Origin of the sequence: Nocardia sp. NPDC051321 (assembly GCF_044455225.1) — a bacterium.
Taxonomy (GTDB): Bacteria; Actinomycetota; Actinomycetes; order Mycobacteriales; family Mycobacteriaceae; genus Nocardia.
Window position 1 is genome coordinate 75,794 of sequence record NZ_JBITEM010000002.1, and the last position, 17,616, is coordinate 93,409.

Here is a 17,616-nt window from a genome sequence, read left to right on the forward strand (position 1 = left end):
CGAGCCCTTCGGGCAACGACACCGGAAGCGCGGAGTTGCTGTCTCATCAGACGAGCACGCCTGCTCACGAGTGCCAGCGTTGCACCACCAGGACCATCTCCCGGCCGAGGTAGTCGAGGTATCGGCTGATCTCGTCCAGCCGGGCGCCCGCGGGCGTCGTGACGCCGAGGAGTTCGGCTCCGTGCCGGGCCGCCTCGACTCGTACGCCCGCGGCGCGGGCGAGGTTGAGCGTGGTGCGGTACCAGGTGGCGTCGTCGATGCAGTATCGCTCGCGGCGCGAATCACGTTCCCGGCGAATGAGATCGCGTTGCTCCAACGCGGCGATGGCGGTGGAGACGGATGCCGGGCTCACGTCGAGCCTGCGGACCAATTCGGCGGCGGTGAGACTGCCGGAATCGGTGAGATGCAGGCACGTCATTATCCGGGCTTGCATCCTTGGCATGCCGTCGTAGACGAACAACTCGGTGAAGTGTGCCGCGAAATCGCGTATCGCCGCGTTGTCAGCCGCGAAGTCCGCCGAAGCCGCTGACTGAGCCGCGGCCGCTTTGCTTCGTCGGGCCCGCGCCGCGGTGGCCCGGTGGGCTCGGTCCGCGCGGTAGCGGCCGGGTCCGCCGTTGCGGGTCACCTCGCGGCTGATCGTCGAGGCCGGGCGTTCGAGCTGGCGGGCGATCTGGGTGTATCCCAGCCCGTCGGCCAGTCCGATCGCGATGCATTCCCGCTCCTGCAGGGTGAGCCTGCCTCCTGGCATCGGTTCTCCTTTCATGCGTTCAGCGACATCTCATTGCATGCCGGGCGCCCGGCGGTTGCGTTCGACGACAAGGTCATTGCACGGACGAAACCGAATTTACCTGCGGTAATCCAGAATTGCAGCGCGATGTCTGTTGAGCAATCGCTGAACGCAACCTAGCGTTCGATGCCTGCTGAACTCGTGCGCCAGTGAGGAATTCGACATGACCGAGCCGCTGACCACCGCTGTCTCGTTGCCTACCACCCGTCCCGCGGGCTGCCCCTTCGATCCACCCGCCGGGCTGGCGCGGATCCGCGAGCGGAATCCGTTGACCCGCATGGTCTTTCCGGACGGTCACCGTGGCTGGTTGGCGACTGGGCATGCCACGGTGCGCGCCATCCTTGCCGATCCGCGCTTCAGCGTGCGCCCCGAGCTCACGCACTCCGCGCTGGCCGATCTCGGCCAACTGCCCCCGGCGCCGCCCGGCGCCTTCCTCAACCTCGACGCCCCCGAGCACACCCGCTATCGAAAGTTCTTGGCCGCCAAGTTCACCGTCCGGCGGATGCGACTGCTCACCGAGCGGGTAGCGCGGATCAGCACCGAATATCTCGATGCGATGGCACGAGCCGGTGGCCCGGTGGATCTGGTGACGGCATTCGCCCGTCCGGTTCCGGCGTTGATGATCTGTGCACTGCTCGGTGTGCCCGACGCCGATCGAGATCGGTTCCAGCGCTTGGTGACCGATCTGGTCGTCCAGCTGAACGACCTTGCGGTGGCCGCGGACGAGCATGTCGAGCGAGGCCTCATCGTCTTCGAGGAGGCCCAGGAATGCCTGCGCGACCTGGTCGCCGCCAAACGCGCCGAACCGACCGACGACCTGCTCAGCGATCTGACCGGCAGCGATCTCGCGGACGTCGAACTCGCCGGCGTTGGCGTGCTGCTGCTGATCGGCGGCTTCGAGACCACCGCGAATACGCTGGCACTCAGCACTTTCGCGCTGCTGCGCCACCCAGAGCAGCTGACCGCACTGCGCGCCGATCCCGATCGGACGGTCGAGGAACTGCTGCGCTACCTGTCCGTCGTGCACACGATGACCCGTTCCGCCCTCGCGGATGTGGAACTGGCCGGACAAGTGATCAAAGCCGGTGAGACGGTGGCGCTTTCGCTGCAGGCCGCCAATCGCGATCCGGCCGAATTCGACGATCCGGACAGTCTCGACCTGGGCCGTAACGCGGTGGGACATGTGGGTTTCGGACACGGCATCCACCAGTGCCTCGGCCAGCAGCTGGCCAGGGTCGAGTTGCGCACCGCGGTGCCCGCTTTGGTATCCCGGTTTCCGAGCTTGCGGCTAGCGGTGCCCGCAGACGAGGTTCGGATGCGCCCAGACGGTCCCGGTATCTATGGTGTGCAACAACTTCCGGTCACCTGGTAAGCATTGCCCACACCAGGCGCTAGAGGATGTCCTAGCACGCCACTATGGTGGACCGATGGCACCGGTCAAGCAGGTTCAAATCACCTTCGACTGCGCGGAACCCGAGCGCGTCGCTCTTTTCTGGAGTGCGGTGCTGGGGTACGAGCATCAGGGATCCGCAGCCGTTGATCCCTCAGGTGTTGGCCCGCGCCTGTACTTCCAGCGCGTGCCAGAAGAAAAGGTTGTCAAGAATCGGGTACATCTCGATGTACGGGTCGGCACCGGGCTCGTGGGTGCCGAACGCCTGGCCGCACTCGAGGCCGAGTGCGTACGACTGGTCGCACTCGGTGCGGTGCGCGGGCAACTACTGCGCGCTGATGGTGTGAACGAGTCGTGCCAGTTGATGCAGGACATCGAGGGCAACGAGTTCTGTCTCGACTGAGCGCGCTAGCGCTTCGGGATGCCGCGGTGCTCCGCGCCGACCATGACGGCGACGAGAACCGACGGTTCGTCGCCGTCGTTGCGCCAGCTGTGCACCACGCCGTTGATCACCAGCCAGTCGCCGGGATTGAGGCGAACCTCGTTGTCTTCCAACACGAATACCGATTCGCCGGACAACTGCATCACGCAGTCGACGGTGGCGCTGGCGTGCATGCCCGCGACGCCGGGCCGCGAGCCGTAGCTGCCGGGCGGATTCGGGTCGACCAGGAATCCGAGCCGCGCCAGGAGTTCCGGGTCGTGTAGCTCCTCGGACAACGCGTCCGGGTTGTACCTGGGCGGAAACGCCAACTTCAGCACCCTGAGTCCGCTGGGTGGCGGGACCTGCGAGTCGCTTACCCCCGGTGCGGTGCCGTCGTCGGGGAGGGTCACGGTGGCGTCGGCCGACCAGATTGCCCAGCGCCCACCGAATTCCGGTGGCGCCATGGACGGCACCCGCTCGTCGCCGACCACGATGGCCTTGCCGGTGCTGTCGTGGCCGGTGACGACCCGTCGAATAGCTTCGTAATCAGTCATAGCCCCACCTTGCTCGCCGGCCAGCCCGCACGCAAGAGAATATTGACCGCCGGTCCAGTTGCTCTGGCGAGCTGAACGCATTAAGTGGACGAACCCGCACACCGTCTGCCTGAGCTGTACTGGGGGTGCGGGTTGCATAGAGGGTGAGCATCCTGAACAAGGGGTGGGCGGCGGCCAGTCCGACGCTGTTCGCGATGTCGCATGAGCCGGTGAGAGCGCGGTGAAACTCGCGTGAGACTGCTGCCGCCGACACTTCGATGCGTACTCATCCATCGGTCACCTGTCTGGGGGCACCCATGAAATCCCTGATCAACACCTTGTCCGTAGCACGCACGGCCGCAACGGCTTTGATCGTGTCGGCCGTCGCCGCGACCACGGTGGGCGCGGCTGGTCCCGCGCACGCCGAGTTCGCGTATTGGCTCATGTACAACCGGGGGACCGGCCAGTGCATGACCACCGAGAACGACCCGCACAACGGGATCGGCGGCACCGCCCGATTCGCCCCGTGCAACGCCGGTGATCGACGCCAGTGGTGGCTGCGCGCGACGACCGGACCGGACACGGTCGCGTTCAGCACGCACGACCTGACCTCGCGAGGCAAGCATCAGTGCCTCGAAAATGCCCCGGGCGGTTGGGGTTTGGCCTTCCTTGCGGTCTGTGACGGCGGGAACTACCGGCAGAACTTCACGCTCGAATACGTCTTGTTCCCCGACGGTACCGGCAGCACCGTCTACAAGGCCGCGTTGGACAGTCGCCGTCTCAGCGTCCCCTACGCCGCGGGCACGTCCTACGTCACCATCCGCAATGACTTCCCGAACGAAGACCCGCGGATGCAATGGGACCAGCTCGGCACGCCGTGACATTCGAGGGTGCGCGATCGGCACTGTGGGGTGTGCCGATCGCTTCGAGGAAGTGACTGATGGTTATCGATGCTCATGACTTGAAGTGATGATGCGGGACGGCTACCGAGTCGATGACTCACCTGCTGTAGCCCCGTAGTTAGGAAGCTTCGTGTGTTGTGAAATATCCAGATGAGTAGCGATTTTGGGCCCTTGGGGGACTCGTATTGATCGCACAGTGAGAGAGATTCTGGATCAGTTTCTCAAACTCGGCACGCGCGGCATCTGCACTTGCTAAGTTAATGACTATTCTTCCATCGAAAGGCGCGAATCGGCGCTACCGCCGTCCCTGCGTCGACCCGATGGCGTCAGGACTCGGCGAGGAGTAGCGGCATGGACGGATTCAGCAGGCGCAACGTGTTGAAGGCGGGCGGGACGCTCGGCGCGTTCGGTGCACTGGCGGCGGTGGCGCCCGCTCGGGCGGAGCCGTGGACGTGGTCACCGGGCGGCTCGGTGGCGGGCAGCGGTTCCGGAGCCGATCCGCTGACGGTGTGGGATGCCGAGGCGGACCCGCTCGTCGCCGCGCTGATCGACGGTGGCGACGTACCGAGGGTGAACGAGCTCTTGCGCACGTGGACCAGAAACGGTCAGCCGTTGCCTGCCGGATTGCCCACGGAGCTAAGGGATTTCATGGAGTATGCCCGGCAGCTCCCGCAGTGGGCCGATCAGGGCAAGCTGGCCACCGCGGTTCAGTTCAACAAGAAGCGCGGCCTGTATCTCGGTGTGCTGTACGGACTGGCCAGCGGCATGATGAGCACCGTCATCCCGAAGGAGGCGCGGGCGGTCTACTACTCCAAGGGTGGTCAAGATCTGAAGGACCGGATCTCCAAGACCGCGAAACTCGGCTACGACATCGGGACCGCGAATGCCTATGCCCCCGATGGCGAAATGGTCGTGACGTGCGTCAAAACCCGGCTGGTGCATGCCGCGGTGCGGCACCTGCTGCCGCAGTCGCCGTACTGGGTGCACTCCGCCGAGGAAGACATTCCGATCAGCCAGAACGACATCATGGTCACCTGGCACAGTCTGCCGACGACCGTCATGAAGCAGCTGACCGCGTGGCAGGTGCCCATCCCGGGCAACGAGTCGGACGCTTTTCTGCATTCGTGGCAGGTGGGTGCGCACCTGCTCGGCGTCCGCGACGAATACATCCCCAATTCGTGGTCCGAGGCCAATGCGCAGGCCGCGCAGGTGCTCGATCCGATTCTGCAGCCGACCCCCGAGGGCGTCGCGCTGGCCGACCGGCTGCTGCGGCTCGGCGTGAACATCGACCTCACCGTGCTGAGTAAGCCCGTCCTCGGCGCGTTCACGCGATTCCTGCTCGGCGACAAGATCGCGGATGGGTTGGCCATCCCGCGGGAGCCGGTCTGGGATCCGCTGCTCCGGGTGAGCTGGGGACCGTTCATCGCGGTGCGCGAGGGCTTGCTGCCCGTCGTCCCACTGGCGCCGGACGCATACTGGCTGTTCGACGAGTTCCTGCGGCAAGCCGCGCTGATCTACCTGGCCGAACTGCGCCTACCGATCAGCATCGAGATCCCGCAGCTGAACCGGGATATGAGCCAGCCGCCACGCTGACCGGGACCCGCCGAAAACAATCGGCGATCGGACCAAACCGCCGCCACAACCAACGCGAATCCCCTTGCAATGCCGTGCCAGGACATCGGCGTCCTGGTACGGCAGCGCAATGCCGCTCCCGGACAGCGACGTCCCGGTGCGTCATCGGCCACCGTGGCCGAGAGTAAGCAAGCGAGAGGGGCTGCGACTTGAGAACACGGCGATCGACACGGAGGAGAACGCTGCACTGGGTGCTTGCCGGTGCGCTGGCCGCTGCGGCCCTGGTCGGCGCGGCAGGCACCGCCACCGCGGAACCCGGTGTGGTTGCGGTGCAGGACGTGAACGACCGGCAACAGGTTGTCACGGTTTTTTCGCCCGCGATGAACCGGCCGATCCCGGTGCAGATCATCCGCGCCGCGGACCGGGCGACGCCACGGCCGACACTGTATCTGCTCAACGGCTCCGGCGGCGGACCGAACGAGAGCGGTTGGGACGTGCAGACCGACGCCGTCAGCTTCTTGAGCGGCAAAGACATCAACGTGGTCACCCCGTTCGGTGGCGCCAATTCGTACTACACCGACTGGCTTCGCCCGGATGCCGTGCTCGGCTACAACAAGTGGCAGACGTTCCTCAACGATGAATTGCCACCGGTCATCGAGGGGTTCTTGGCCGCCGACGGCAATCGCGCGCTGGCAGGCGTGTCGATGAGCGGCACCTCGGTGCTTAACCTGGCGATCGCCAAGCCAGCATTCTGGAACAGCGTGGCGTCCTACAGCGGGTGCGCGCAGACCTCGGATCCGGTCGGGCACGAGTTCGTCCGGCTCACGGTGGAGAACTGGGGCGGTGGGCAAAGCGTGGAGAACATGTGGGGCCCGAGCAACGGGCCGCTGTGGCGCGCCAATGATCCGCTGGTCAACGCGGAACGCCTGCGCGGAACCGCCGTCTATTTGAGTGCGGGCAGCGGCCTCTCGGCCGCCCCGCACGACACCCCGGTCGATCGACGCGTGCAGGAGGGCCGGATTCCGCTGCCGGTGCAGATCGCCTTCGGCGGGCCGATCGAGGCGGCTATCCATTTCTGCACGATGAACCTGACGAACCGGCTGCACGAGTTGAACATCCCGGTGACTTTCGACGATCGGCCGGTCGGGACCCACTCGTGGGGTTATTGGGAGGACGACCTGCGCACCTCATGGCCGTTCCTGGCGCAAGCGCTCGGCAGCCGGTGAACTGAGCCGGGCACGCTATCGATTCGGGCTTGTCATCGTCGCCATGCTCGATTCGGTGCCCGATCGGCGCCTTCGGCGGCCGCATCGTGCGAGAAGTACGAGTCGAGACCGGCCCGGCGAGCAGTGGCGACCCATTCGCCGGTGACCTCGTCTGATTTCCGCCAGCTTTTCACCGGATCATTTGTAGCGTTGACACCGTGACCCAGGGCAACAAGGCTGTCGTGCAGAACGCGTGGAAAGCGTTCGCGGCGCACGACTTCGATGCGATAGCAGCATGTTTCACTGAAGACGCGGAGTGGCTCGCGCCCGCGAACAACGGCACCGCGGTCTACCTCGATGGCCCGAGCCACATGATCGGCCGAGCGGTGATCGCAGACTTCATCGCCCACGGTTTCCCGAAGCTGTTCGCCGAGAACGTCGCGCTCGCCTTCCGCGGCTGCTATGCCGAAGGCGACCGCGTCATCGTGGAAGAGACGATGAGCGCGACCCTCGTCAACGGCAACGCCTACGAGAACGACTACTGCTTCGTCTTCGAACTCCGCGACGGCCTGATCCACCGTGTCCGCGAATACATGGACACCGCCCGCGGCCACCAGATGATCTTCGGCTAGCCCGCGGGTCAGGTTGGCTAGCATCGGCGGATGGCGCTTTCGTATGTGGTGACCGGTGGCGGGCGGGGGATCGGTCGGGGGATCGTGGAGCGGCTGCTCGGCCGGGAGAACGTCGTGGTCGCTGTCGAACGGGATGTCGAGGCGCTGGAATGGGCTGGGGGCCGGGTGATTCCGGTGCTCGGGGATGCGTCGGCCGAAGCGATTGCCGAGGAGGCCGCGGATCTCGCGCAGCAGGCGGGGACGTTGACGGGCTGGGTGAACAACGCGGCCGTATTCCGCGATGCCTCAGTGCATTCCGACTCGGCCGAATGCGTCGTCGATCTGATCACGGCCAACCTGGCTCCGGCGGTGGTCGGCTGCACCACCGCCGTTCGCCGGTTCTTGGCCGCCGAAACTCCAGGTGCGATCGTGAATATCACCTCGCACCAAGCGCAACGAGCGGTGCCTGGGGCGCTGCCCTAGCCCTTGATCCTTCGGTGGCGGGCAAGGTAGAGCGGCAGCTGGCGGAGCTGCATCCGATCGGCCGCGTCGCGACCACCGGGGAGGTGGCCGCGGCCGTGGCGTATTTATTGTCGGCAGACGCGAGCTTTGTCACCGGCGCGGTGTTGCCCGTGGACGGCGGCCGCTCGGTGCTGGCGCTCGATCCCGAGGCGCGCTGAGGATCAGCGCTCCTTCGGCGGCCACCATGCGCCCATGCCGAGTGAGATCAAGCGCATTTGCTGGACGGTGCGGTCGATGATGTTGTCCTGCTCGCGCGGTAGGGCCGAGATGTAGGCGACGATGCCGTCGGTGACCGTTGCGACAAGTAGGTCGGCGGCAACCTCTAGGTCGGCGGGCGCCCAGGAGTCGAGGGCTGGGATGCGGGAGAGGTCCGCGACCAGTTCGCGGACGATCAGTTGGAGTTCCAGCGCGATGGATTTGCGCAGTGCGGCGGAGCCGCCGTGGCGTTCGCGGGTCAGGAAGCCGAACAGTTCGCGCTTCGGGCCGACCTGAGCGAACACGAATCGCACCGTGTCGGACAGGCTCGCGTCGGGTTTGCGCCGCACCTCGCGCAGCGCGAGCCGTAGCGCGGTGATGCCGTCGTCGACCAACTGCGCGCCGAGATCGTCCAGCGACGCGAAGTGCCGGTAGAACGCGGTCGGCACGATGCCCGCCGAGCGGGCGATCTCACGCAGGCTCAGCGCGGCGAACCCACGGTCGGCGGCCAGCGCCAGAGTGCCGTCCAAAAGGGCCTGTCGCGTGCGCTCCTTGCGCTCGCCTCGAGTTGCTGCCTGCTCGCTCATCACGGTGAGCATACATCCGTTCACCATTCCATTAATCCCAAGATGTTGTTCGTGTCACATGTTTTGCCGGTTGACACCGGACCCCGGTCATCCGTCACACTAGTTGAGTGTACATACGTGCACTGAAATTGGAACGCAACGTCGCGGGTCCTCACCCAGTCGAACAGCCCCGACCTGAGGCACCCCGACACGAGGCACGGAGAACAGATGGTGGATCTCATCAACCTGGTGCAGACCCTGACCACGCCACATCCGCTGGACCGATACCTGGAACTCGTGCGCCCCACGCTCACCGCGCGGGAGATGCGCGCCGAGATCCTCCAGGTGGACCGCTCGGTTCCCGGCTCGGTGACGCTCACCCTGCGCCCGACCCGGCAATGGAAGGGCCACGCCGCCGGGCAGTACGTCCAGATCGGCGTAGTGATCAACGGTGTCCGCCACGCCCGCTGCTATTCGCCGGTCAATCCGGCGGGCGGCCGGAGCAGGCACATCCAGCTCACCGTCAAGGCGCACCCCGAAGGCCTGGTATCGCAGTTCCTCGCGCGCAACGCCGCGCCGGGCATGGTGGTCGACCTGGAACCGGCCGCCGGGGTATTCAAGCTGCCCGACCCGCGCCCGGACCGGGTGCTGCTGATCAGCGGCGGCAGCGGCATCACGCCGGTGCTGTCGATGCTGCGCACGCTGGCCGACGAGGGCTACCCGGGTGAGGTCGTCTTCCTGCACTACGCGAAATCGCCCGAGGTGGTGCCGCACCGCGCGGAGCTCGACGCGATCGCCAAGCGGCACAAGAACTTCCGCATCGAACTGCGTCATCCGTGGCGGTCCGACACCACCCGGGTCGACGCGGCCGCACCCTGGGTCGACGTGGCACCCGCGCAATCGAGCGGGTACTTCGACTACGACGAGCTGGAGCGGGTGGCACCGTGGTTCGCCGACGCGCACACCTACGTCTGCGGCCCGCAGCCGCTGATGGACGCGGTGCGCAAGATCTACGAGGCCGAGCAGCTCGACGATCGGCTGCACACCGAGGAATTCACGCTCTCGCTCACGCCGGTCAATGCCGACGACGTGTTCGGCACGGTGAACTTCTCGGCCAGCGGTATCGCCGCGGACAACGACGGCGCGCCCCTGCTGGAACAGGCCGAAGCCGCCGGACTCACCCCGGAATTCGGCTGCCGGATGGGTATTTGCTTCTCCTGCACCGCGGTTCGCCGCACCGGTTGCACCCGCAACCTGCGCACCGGCGAAACCGACAGTGACCCGGATCAACCCATCCAGCTCTGCATCAACGCCCCCGTGGGCGACGTCGACATCGACATCTAGACCAAGCAAAGGATTCCTCTGATGACAATCCTGACCGAAACCAAAGACGGCCCGCTGGTACTGAGCCCGGACCAGATCGAAGAACTCGGCAAGGCGCTCGACGAGCTGCGTGCCAAGACCGTCGCCGACCTCGGCGATCGCGATCGTGAATACCTCTACTCGATCATCAAGGCGCAGCGCGGATTCGAGATCGCTGGGCGCGGCCTGATGTACCTCGGCTTCCTGCCGCCGGTCTGGCTGGCCGCGGTGGCCGCGCTGAGTGTGTCGAAGATCCTGGACAACATGGAGATCGGCCACAACGTCATGCACGGCCAGTACGACTGGATGCGTGAGCCAGGCCTGAATTCCCGTGTCTTCGAATGGGATACGGTCTGCCCGGCGGACCAGTGGAAGCACTCGCACAACTACATCCACCACACCTTCACCAACATCCACAACAAGGACCGCGACATCGGCTACTCCATCCTGCGGATGGACGAGAGCCAGTCGTGGAACCCGCTGCGCCTCGGCCAGCCGCTTTACGCCTTCGCGCTGATGATGCTGTTCGAGTGGGGCGTGATGGCGCACGACCTCGAGATCGAGAACGTGGTGCGCGGCAAGCGATCCTGGACCGACATCAAGCGCACCGTGCTCGGCCAGGTGAAGAAGGCGAGCAAGCAGGCGCTCAAGGATTACCTGATCTTCCCGGCGCTGACCGGCCCGCTGTTCGTCAGCACGCTCGCGGGCAACGTGACCGCGAACCTGGTCCGCAATGTGTGGGCCTACTCGATCATCTTCTGCGGCCACTTCCCCACCGGCGTACAGACGTTCACCGAGGAGGAGACCGCCGACGAGACCCGCGGCGAGTGGTACATCCGGCAGATGCTCGGCTCGGCCAACATCACCGGCAGCAAGCTGTTCCACATCATGTCCGGCAATTTGTCGCACCAGATCGAACACCACCTGTTCCCGGACATCCCGGCCGCGCGTTATCCGGAGATCGCGCCGGAGGTCCGCGCATTGTGCGAAAAATACGGACTGCCGTACAACACGGGATCGTTCAGCAAGCAGATCGGTTCGGTGTGGTGGAAGATTTGCAAGCTCGCGTTGCCGCCGAGCTTGGTCAAGAGCGATCCGTCTCCCGGTGTTATCGTGATGCGTCAGCGAAAGGCAAGCGAAGTGGGCGTGTGAATGATCGGGAAATTCGAAAGCAACAAAGATCTCATTCAAGAATTGACATCCTCGGGCGCCAAGCATGTCGGCAATATCGCCGGCATCATCGCGGGCACCGTCGCGGAGGTCACCAAGGAGATCGGTGAGTGGTTCACCGACGCGATCGAGATGAAGGAAGCCGCCGAGGCCGCCCGGCGTGATGCCGAGGCGCGCCACGGTCTTGATCTCGAGCACGACGACGATCTGGAACCCACGGCACCGAAGCCGACGGTGACCACCGAGGCGCCGTTCGTGGACGCCGAGGTGGTCGAGCCGGGGGTCGACGAGACCCGCTGATCACCACACCGGCAGCCTGCGCCGGTGCTCGGTGACATCGGTGATCAGATCCCGATATCCGTCGGTCAGTTCGGCGAGCCTGCACCACTGCAGGTGGGCTTCCCCGTCCACCTGCACCGGGTGCGTCCGCTGCTGCGGTGTTCGCCGCAAAGCTCGTTGTGCCGCAATCCATTTCGCCGCTAGTCGATCGATCACCGCGCCGAGCGTCTCGGTATGCAACGAGGCGCCGCCGCGGTGCTCGACATTGTCGGCAACCCAGGTGTCGATGCGCCCGACCAGTTCGGCCCGATGCCCGTCGATGTCCTCGACCAGCAGGCTGCACGCCGCGACCCGCCCCGCGGGCGCGCCCGGCGCGTGTGCCGCCTCGATCGCCGTGTTTCTTCGTTCGTGACATTCGACGAGTTCCCGTGCGGCACTGAGCACGCCGTGCCGGTGGTGGTTCGGGCCGTCGGGTTCGCGGAAGGCGCGCAATAGTTCGGCGGGCGGTGGTAACTGTTCGGTCCCGTTACGGACGCCTGCGTATTCGGTCGGCATGTGCGTACACCCCTGCGGTAACGATCCCATTCTGGATGCGCCAGGGCCGAGGGGGATTTCGGGGAGGGGCACCCCTCGGCTCCGGCGCAGCCCCGCGCTCGGACGCCCCCCACACAGTCCACCAGCACGGCAAAGTAACCGGGAAATCCGCGACGATGCGATGAGGAAGACGCCCCGAGAAATCGGGACTCTTTCAGGAAAGCGCGGTTGCCGAATCGGCGCAATAGTATGGTGTACAAATCTGAAAGCAGCTTGTAAATCGTTATGATCCGTTACGGACAGGTCACGCGAGTGCACCATCGGCATTACCGACCAGAGTGCGCAGGCTCACCGGCAGCTACCGGGTTCGGCGCGGCGGCTGCGCGGGGTCGTTCGATCGGCTAGCCTCGACATTCGTGCCCGCCTACGTGTCATCACCCGAGCTGACATTCGGGTTCATGTTCGCGCTGGAAGACCCCGAGCGAATCGGCGAGGTCGTGCGCACGCTCATCGTTCGTAAGACGGTCTCGGTCTTCCGCCTCGCCAGGCTCTCCGACGACGACGGACCGCCCGAGCGATACGTCGTGAACTGGGCCGCGATACCGCAGATTTCGATCACCACCGAGGCGCCGGAACCCGACGAACTCCAGGCGCAACGCATCATGCTGGTCAACGCATTCCTTAGTGAGGATGGCGAAGTGAGCCTGTATTCGGCGCAGGGGACCGGTCCGGGTTAAGCGTCCCATTCCGGAACGCCGAACAGCGCCATGGTGATCTGGTACAGATGTGCACCGAGCGCCGGTAATGCCTGCGGGCCAGGGCCTTCCAGGCAATCGCGGATGCGATCGTCGACGGCGCCGATGAGTGCGTCGAAGATATCCGGCGGAATGTCGGCCGGGATATCGCCCTCGCCGCGGCCGATCCGGAAGGCCGCGCGCATGCGGTGCGCGAGCAGCGTTTTCATCTGCCTGCGCTGCTCGGCGACGATCGGCCCCGCGACCAGGCATTCGATGTGCAGCGCGCGGGCGTAGATGCCGTTGTCGGCCAAGACCTGCAGATAGGTCTCCAGCGTTGTCCGGATGAGCGCGCGCCATTCCGAGCGCGGCATGGCCTGCACGCTGGTGTCGAGTTCGCCGAGTACCAGATCGACCGCGGCCTCGAAGGCCTCGGTGAAGCAGTCGTCCCGGCCGCGGAACAGCTGGTAGAAGGTGCGCCGCGAGACGTTCGCGCGGGCAACGATATCGCCGACGGTCGTTTCGCCGTAACCTCTTTCGGCGACGGCCTCCAGCACCCCCAGATACATCCGCATGCGCTGCGAGTGGGCCACCGCCTCCGGCGTCATGCCGTGCGTGCCACGCGGCAGACGGCCGCGATCGACGCCGGCTTCTAATCCCATCACCTGACAATAGTCGTTCCGCGAGAGTGACCGGAGTCATACTTGCCCATTCGATGTGGTCCTCGTTACTCTCACTTCCACCATAGGTACGCCAGCGTTTCTAAGTAGGCAGCTAAAGGGGTCGAGGTCGATGAGGACAGTTCGCCGCGCGTTGAGTCGGGTCGGGATCATGGCGATCGCGACCGCCATGACCGCGCTATGGGTGGTGCCGAGCACGGCCACCGCCGAGACGCCGCCGGACGGCGGTGACCTGGGGCGGGCGTGGACGGCCGCGCACGACGGCCCGGTGCAATACCCCGGGCCGGTGCACATCGACTTCGATGTACCGATCACCATGAGCGATGGCACGGTCCTGAAGGCCAACATCTATCGGCCGGTCGACGCGGCGGGCCGGATCGTGGACGAGCCGCTGCCCACCATCATCAACCTCACCCCGTACACGAAATTCGCGTCGCTGATCGCGGACCTCGCCCTCAACATTCCGGTCCTGTCCGACGCGCTGATCCAGCTGGTCAACCGGTTCGACTTCAGCGGAACGCCGTTCGACTCGATCACCGATCTGACCAAGGCGCTGGCCGGCGGCGCGCCGCGCACCTTCGGCGCGGACCGCACGCTGGTGCAGCACGGCTACACCTACATCGTGGCCGACGTGCGCGGCACCGGATACTCGCAGGGATCCTGGCAGTTCTTCCAGAGCCGGGAGAACCAGGACACCGTGGAAATGATCGACTGGGCGAGTAAGCAGCGGTGGTCGGACGGCAATATCGGCATGTCGGGCATCTCCTACTCCGGCATCAATCAATTCAAGGCGGCCGAACAGAATCCGCCCGCGCTCAAGGCGATCTTCCCGGTCGAAGGCAGCACGGACACGCTGACCGATGTCGCCTTTCCCGGCGGTGGACTCGGCTTGTTCGGGCCGCTGTATATCGCCGGGGTCGACCTGATCTCGAACTTTCCGGACCCGGTCGGCATCGCGCTCGGCCACCTCGACTACCAATGGCTGCTGGATCGGGTGGCCACGCCGCTGGAATTCTTCGATTACATCCTGATGGCGTTGTCGCTCAACGTGGATTCGGTGCCCAAGCCGTTGAAGGACCAACTGCTGCCCGGCAGCTCGCTGCGGTCGGCGTTCACCGACGGCCATCCGGAGCGGATCCAGGTGCCGACCTTCGCCTACGGCGGCTGGCAGGACATCTTCGCCTCGTCCAGTGCGCGCTCGTTCTCCGACATTCCGCTGCCGCCGGAGCGCAAGAAGCTGATCATGGGCGACACCTATCACTTCAATCCCGGCTCCGGCTTGGGTGATCCAGGCAAGCCGCCGCGCTTGGACGTGCTCCAAATGGCTTGGTACGACAAGTGGCTCAAGGGCATCGACAACGGCATCGACCAGTACGGCCCGGTCGCGCTGTGGCAGCAGGGCGGCGGCTGGACCACCGCGTCGTCGTTCCCGCGCCCGGGCCTGGATTACCAGCGGATGTACCTGTCGCCCGCGATCAGCGGCACCGCGACCAGCGTCTACGACGGCTCGCTGAGCGCGCAAAAACCAGATGCCGCAGCGCAATTGACGGTGTCGCCGATCGCCGGGCTCACCTCGCTGTGCTCCCGCGACGCCGCGGTGGAATCCGCGGGCGTCATCAGCCTGGCCAATTTCTGCGGCCGCGACGATCGCATCCACGAGCTGGGCGGCCTCACCTTCACCGGTGCGCCGGTCGCCGAACCAACGGTGCTGTCCGGCCCGATCAACGTGCACCTCAACACGATGTACGACAACATCGAGGGCTACTGGGCGGTGACCGTGAATGATGTTGCGCCGAACGGACAATCGACGGTGCTGGCCAGCGGTCAGCTCGCCGCCTCGCTGCGCGCGGTGGACGAGGACAGGAGCACCAAGGACGCCGACGGCGACTACACGCACACCGTCTACAAGCTGACCCTCGCCGATCGCCAGACCCTGGTGCCCGGCCAGCCGACCACGCTCGACGTCGCGGTCAACCCGGTCGACGCGGTGTTGCAGCCGGGACATCGGTTGCGGGTGAACGTCTTCGCAAGCAACTTCCCGCGCGGCTTCCTGCCGCCGCCGCTGCTCTTCGACGGCGGCATCCTGAATTCGGTTGCACCGCAACACCTTCTGCTCGACCCCTCGGCGCCCAGCTTCGTGAACGTGCCGTTGAGCAGGCCACTGGGTTAACCGCGCGCGACGGCTAGGCAGGTGTGGGCCGGGCGCTCCGGAGTTTCCGCCGGAGCGCCCGGGTAGCGGATCGCGGGAATCGCGCCTACCGGGCGATTACGGCGGAGTTTGCGACACGCCGATCCGGTGCGCCGCTATTTGTTGGCGTGTCGGTACCCGATCGAGGCGTCGGTGGCCACCGAATACGCGAGAATCACCGTATTCCGCACCTGGTTTGTGGCGTGGATCGAAAGGCACCCGAGAGGAGCGTCGATCATGGAACCCGAAAACCCTGACTACACCGCGCAACTGGCTTATCCGGTCACTCCGGTTCGTGTTAGAGGAGATCTGGATCCCGCGTTGTCACGGTGGATGTGGCTGGTCAAGTGGTTGTTGGCCATCCCGCACTACATTGTGCTTTTCTTTCTGCACATCGCCTATTTCGTCCTCACGGTGGTCGCGTTCTTCGTGATTCTGTTCACCGGTAAATACCCGAGGGCGATGTTCGATTTCAATGTCGGCGTGATGCGCTGGACGTGGCGGGTGGAGTTCTACGCGCTGTCGGTGCTCGGCACCGACAAGTATCCGCCGTTCAGTCTGGCGCCGAACGCGGAGTATCCGGCCGATCTCGAGGTCGACTATCCCGAACGGCTGCGCCGTGGTTTGGTGCTGATCAAATGGTGGCTGCTGGTCATCCCGCACGGCCTGATCCTTGGTGCGCTGTTCGGCGGTGGCGCGACGCTTGTCATGCAGAGCGACGACAATTGGGCGAGCTGGGCAACCGTGCCGCTGATTTTCTTCCTGCTGCTGGTCGCACTGATCGCCCTGCTGTTCACCGCGCGTTACCCGCAGGGCCTGTACGACTTCGTCGTCGGCATCAACCGGTGGAGCATCCGGGTGCAGGCCTACGTCACGCTGATGCGCGACGAGTACCCGCCGTTCCGGCTCGACCAGGGTGCCCGAGAACCCGAAACCCGTTGAGTCGCACTACAACACCGAATCCGCCCGCTGACTCAGCGGGCGGATTCGTATATCCGGCGGACCACGTCCTCGATCTCGGGCTCCTCGATGGACAGATCCAGCACCTCGGCCCGGTCGGAGACCTGCGCGAGCAGCTGTGCGGCCGTGGTCTTTTCCGGATCGAAGGCCAGCCGCTGCCGCATGCCACCGGCCTCGGACGCCAGCAGCTGCGCGCAGGGTAGGTCGTCGATGTCCGGTGTCGGCTCGGCCAGATCGACGACCAGCACGCGCCGCGCGCCCACCGTGGCCGCCAGCCCGGTCAGCGACCCGTCGTAGACCAGCCGCCCGTGATCCACCACGAGCACCCGGCCGCAGAGCCTTTCGATGTCGCCCATGTCGTGGGTGGTGAGCAGGAGCGTGGTGCCGCGTTCGGCGCGTTCGGCACGCAGGAATTCCCGCAGGCGCTGCTTGGACAGCACGTCGAGGCCGATGGTCGGTTCGTCGAGGATCACCAATTCGGGGGAATGCAGCAGCGCCGCCGCCACTTCCGCGCGCATGCGCTGGCCGAGCGAGAGCTGGCGCACCGGGGTGTCCAGTGTCTCGTCCATCTCCAGCTGCTCGATCAGTTCGTGTTTGCGTTTGCGCGCGTCGTCGGGGTCCAGCCGATGGATGGCCGCCAGGATCGAAAAGGATTCGCGCAGCGGCAGATCCCACCACAGCTGGGAGCGTTGTCCGAATACCACGCCGATCCGCGCGGCCAGTTCGCGGCGCTGCCGGACCGGTTCCAGCCCGCAGGTGCGCACGCTGCCCGAGGTCGGTACCAGGATGCCGGTGAGCATCTTTATGGTGGTCGACTTGCCGGCTCCGTTGGCACCGATATAGCCGACCGCCGCGCCCCGTTCGATCCGGAAGGACATTCGGTCCACCGCGGTGAGCGTCTCGCGGCGTCGACGCCAGTGCCTGCCGACCTTGCGGGACAGCACGAATTGCCTTGTCAGGTTCTCGATGTCGATGATCGCGTCCGATGAACCGGAATTCGCCATG

20 protein-coding genes are annotated in these 17,616 nt (G+C 65.5%); 14 read left to right on the top strand and 6 right to left on the bottom strand.

The window, feature by feature from the left end; all coding sequences use genetic code 11:
* Positions 1-64: 64 nt before the first annotated feature.
* Entirely contained in the window at positions 65-748 is a 684-nt protein-coding gene (locus tag ACIA8C_RS04395; RefSeq protein ID WP_397130821.1) for a helix-turn-helix domain-containing protein, read from the bottom strand.
* A 202-nt stretch (positions 749-950) separates the two neighbouring features.
* Between ACIA8C_RS04395 and ACIA8C_RS04400 the strand changes: the two genes are divergently transcribed.
* Together ACIA8C_RS04400 and ACIA8C_RS04405 are read left to right on the top strand one after the other, a co-directional pair.
* The gene (locus ACIA8C_RS04400) at positions 951-2,159 is read left to right on the top strand and encodes a cytochrome P450 (protein ID WP_397130822.1); all 1,209 of its coding nucleotides are present in this window, start codon (positions 951-953) and stop codon (positions 2,157-2,159) included.
* Between the two features lie 55 nt (positions 2,160-2,214).
* Positions 2,215-2,580 carry a VOC family protein gene (locus ACIA8C_RS04405; RefSeq protein ID WP_397130823.1) on the top strand — a complete coding sequence of 122 codons (366 nt, stop codon included), beginning with the start codon at positions 2,215-2,217 and terminating at the stop codon, positions 2,578-2,580.
* A 5-nt stretch (positions 2,581-2,585) separates the two neighbouring features.
* Here ACIA8C_RS04405 and ACIA8C_RS04410 read toward each other — a convergent pair whose 3' ends face one another.
* Positions 2,586-3,152, bottom strand: coding sequence for a cupin domain-containing protein (locus tag ACIA8C_RS04410; protein ID WP_397130824.1), 567 nt, complete (start codon positions 3,150-3,152; stop codon positions 2,586-2,588).
* 296 nt (positions 3,153-3,448) lie between these two features.
* Between ACIA8C_RS04410 and ACIA8C_RS04415 the strand changes: the two genes are divergently transcribed.
* The 6 genes from ACIA8C_RS04415 (at position 3,449) to ACIA8C_RS04440 (ending at position 8,101) form a co-directional block, all read left to right on the top strand.
* The gene (locus tag ACIA8C_RS04415) at positions 3,449-4,012 is read left to right on the top strand and encodes a hypothetical protein (protein ID WP_397130825.1); all 564 of its coding nucleotides are present in this window, start codon (positions 3,449-3,451) and stop codon (positions 4,010-4,012) included.
* A gap of 372 nt (positions 4,013-4,384) precedes the next feature.
* A complete protein-coding gene (locus tag ACIA8C_RS04420; protein ID WP_397130826.1) occupies positions 4,385-5,626 on the top strand; it encodes an oxygenase MpaB family protein in 1,242 nt (413 codons plus the stop codon).
* A 221-nt stretch (positions 5,627-5,847) separates the two neighbouring features.
* Positions 5,848-6,831 (top strand): alpha/beta hydrolase, encoded by a 984-nt coding sequence (locus tag ACIA8C_RS04425; protein WP_397131806.1) that lies wholly within the window; start codon positions 5,848-5,850, stop codon positions 6,829-6,831.
* Between the two features lie 197 nt (positions 6,832-7,028).
* Positions 7,029-7,442: a nuclear transport factor 2 family protein gene (locus tag ACIA8C_RS04430; RefSeq protein WP_397130827.1), complete on the top strand. Its 414-nt coding sequence runs from the start codon at positions 7,029-7,031 to the stop codon at positions 7,440-7,442.
* Between the two features lie 30 nt (positions 7,443-7,472).
* Complete coding sequence (locus tag ACIA8C_RS04435) at positions 7,473-7,904, top strand: SDR family NAD(P)-dependent oxidoreductase (RefSeq protein WP_397130828.1); 432 nt, start codon at positions 7,473-7,475, stop codon at positions 7,902-7,904.
* Positions 7,905-7,918: 14 nt separating this feature from the next.
* Positions 7,919-8,101, top strand: a complete 183-nt coding sequence (locus ACIA8C_RS04440) for an SDR family oxidoreductase (protein WP_397130829.1) — start codon at positions 7,919-7,921, stop codon at positions 8,099-8,101.
* Between the two features lie 3 nt (positions 8,102-8,104).
* Here the strand turns inward: ACIA8C_RS04440 and ACIA8C_RS04445 are convergent, their stop codons facing one another.
* Positions 8,105-8,725, bottom strand: coding sequence for a TetR family transcriptional regulator (locus tag ACIA8C_RS04445; RefSeq protein ID WP_397130830.1), 621 nt, complete (start codon positions 8,723-8,725; stop codon positions 8,105-8,107).
* A 207-nt stretch (positions 8,726-8,932) separates the two neighbouring features.
* Between ACIA8C_RS04445 and ACIA8C_RS04450 the strand changes: the two genes are divergently transcribed.
* The 3 genes from ACIA8C_RS04450 to ACIA8C_RS04460 are packed head-to-tail and all read left to right on the top strand — an operon-like array spanning position 8,933 to position 11,536.
* Positions 8,933-10,048: a ferredoxin reductase gene (locus tag ACIA8C_RS04450; RefSeq protein WP_397130831.1), complete on the top strand. Its 1,116-nt coding sequence runs from the start codon at positions 8,933-8,935 to the stop codon at positions 10,046-10,048.
* Between the two features lie 21 nt (positions 10,049-10,069).
* Positions 10,070-11,218, top strand: coding sequence for a fatty acid desaturase family protein (locus ACIA8C_RS04455; protein WP_397130832.1), 1,149 nt, complete (start codon positions 10,070-10,072; stop codon positions 11,216-11,218).
* Between the two features lie 42 nt (positions 11,219-11,260).
* Positions 11,261-11,536, top strand: a complete 276-nt coding sequence (locus tag ACIA8C_RS04460; RefSeq protein WP_397130833.1) for a hypothetical protein — start codon at positions 11,261-11,263, stop codon at positions 11,534-11,536.
* Here the strand turns inward: ACIA8C_RS04460 and ACIA8C_RS04465 are convergent, their stop codons facing one another.
* Complete coding sequence (locus tag ACIA8C_RS04465) at positions 11,537-12,070, bottom strand: DUF4254 domain-containing protein (protein ID WP_397130834.1); 534 nt, start codon at positions 12,068-12,070, stop codon at positions 11,537-11,539.
* Between the two features lie 395 nt (positions 12,071-12,465).
* Here ACIA8C_RS04465 and ACIA8C_RS04470 point away from each other — a divergent pair, with 395 nt between their 5' ends.
* A complete protein-coding gene (locus tag ACIA8C_RS04470; RefSeq protein WP_397130835.1) occupies positions 12,466-12,786 on the top strand; it encodes a hypothetical protein in 321 nt (106 codons plus the stop codon).
* Here the strand turns inward: ACIA8C_RS04470 and ACIA8C_RS04475 are convergent.
* On the bottom strand, positions 12,783-13,445 hold the full coding sequence (locus tag ACIA8C_RS04475; protein WP_397130836.1) for a TetR/AcrR family transcriptional regulator: 663 nt from the start codon (positions 13,443-13,445) through the stop codon (positions 12,783-12,785). The genes ACIA8C_RS04470 and ACIA8C_RS04475 overlap by 4 nt on opposite strands.
* A gap of 130 nt (positions 13,446-13,575) precedes the next feature.
* On the opposite strand from ACIA8C_RS04475, the gene ACIA8C_RS04480 reads away from it, so the two are divergent.
* Together ACIA8C_RS04480 and ACIA8C_RS04485 are read left to right on the top strand one after the other, a co-directional pair.
* The gene (locus ACIA8C_RS04480) at positions 13,576-15,633 is read left to right on the top strand and encodes a CocE/NonD family hydrolase (protein WP_397130837.1); all 2,058 of its coding nucleotides are present in this window, start codon (positions 13,576-13,578) and stop codon (positions 15,631-15,633) included.
* Between the two features lie 255 nt (positions 15,634-15,888).
* A complete protein-coding gene (locus tag ACIA8C_RS04485; protein WP_397130838.1) occupies positions 15,889-16,593 on the top strand; it encodes a DUF4389 domain-containing protein in 705 nt (234 codons plus the stop codon).
* Positions 16,594-16,625: 32 nt separating this feature from the next.
* Here the strand turns inward: ACIA8C_RS04485 and ACIA8C_RS04490 are convergent, their stop codons facing one another.
* Complete coding sequence (locus ACIA8C_RS04490) at positions 16,626-17,615, bottom strand: ATP-binding cassette domain-containing protein (protein ID WP_397130839.1); 990 nt, start codon at positions 17,613-17,615, stop codon at positions 16,626-16,628.
* Between the last annotated feature and the right edge of the window lies 1 nt (position 17,616).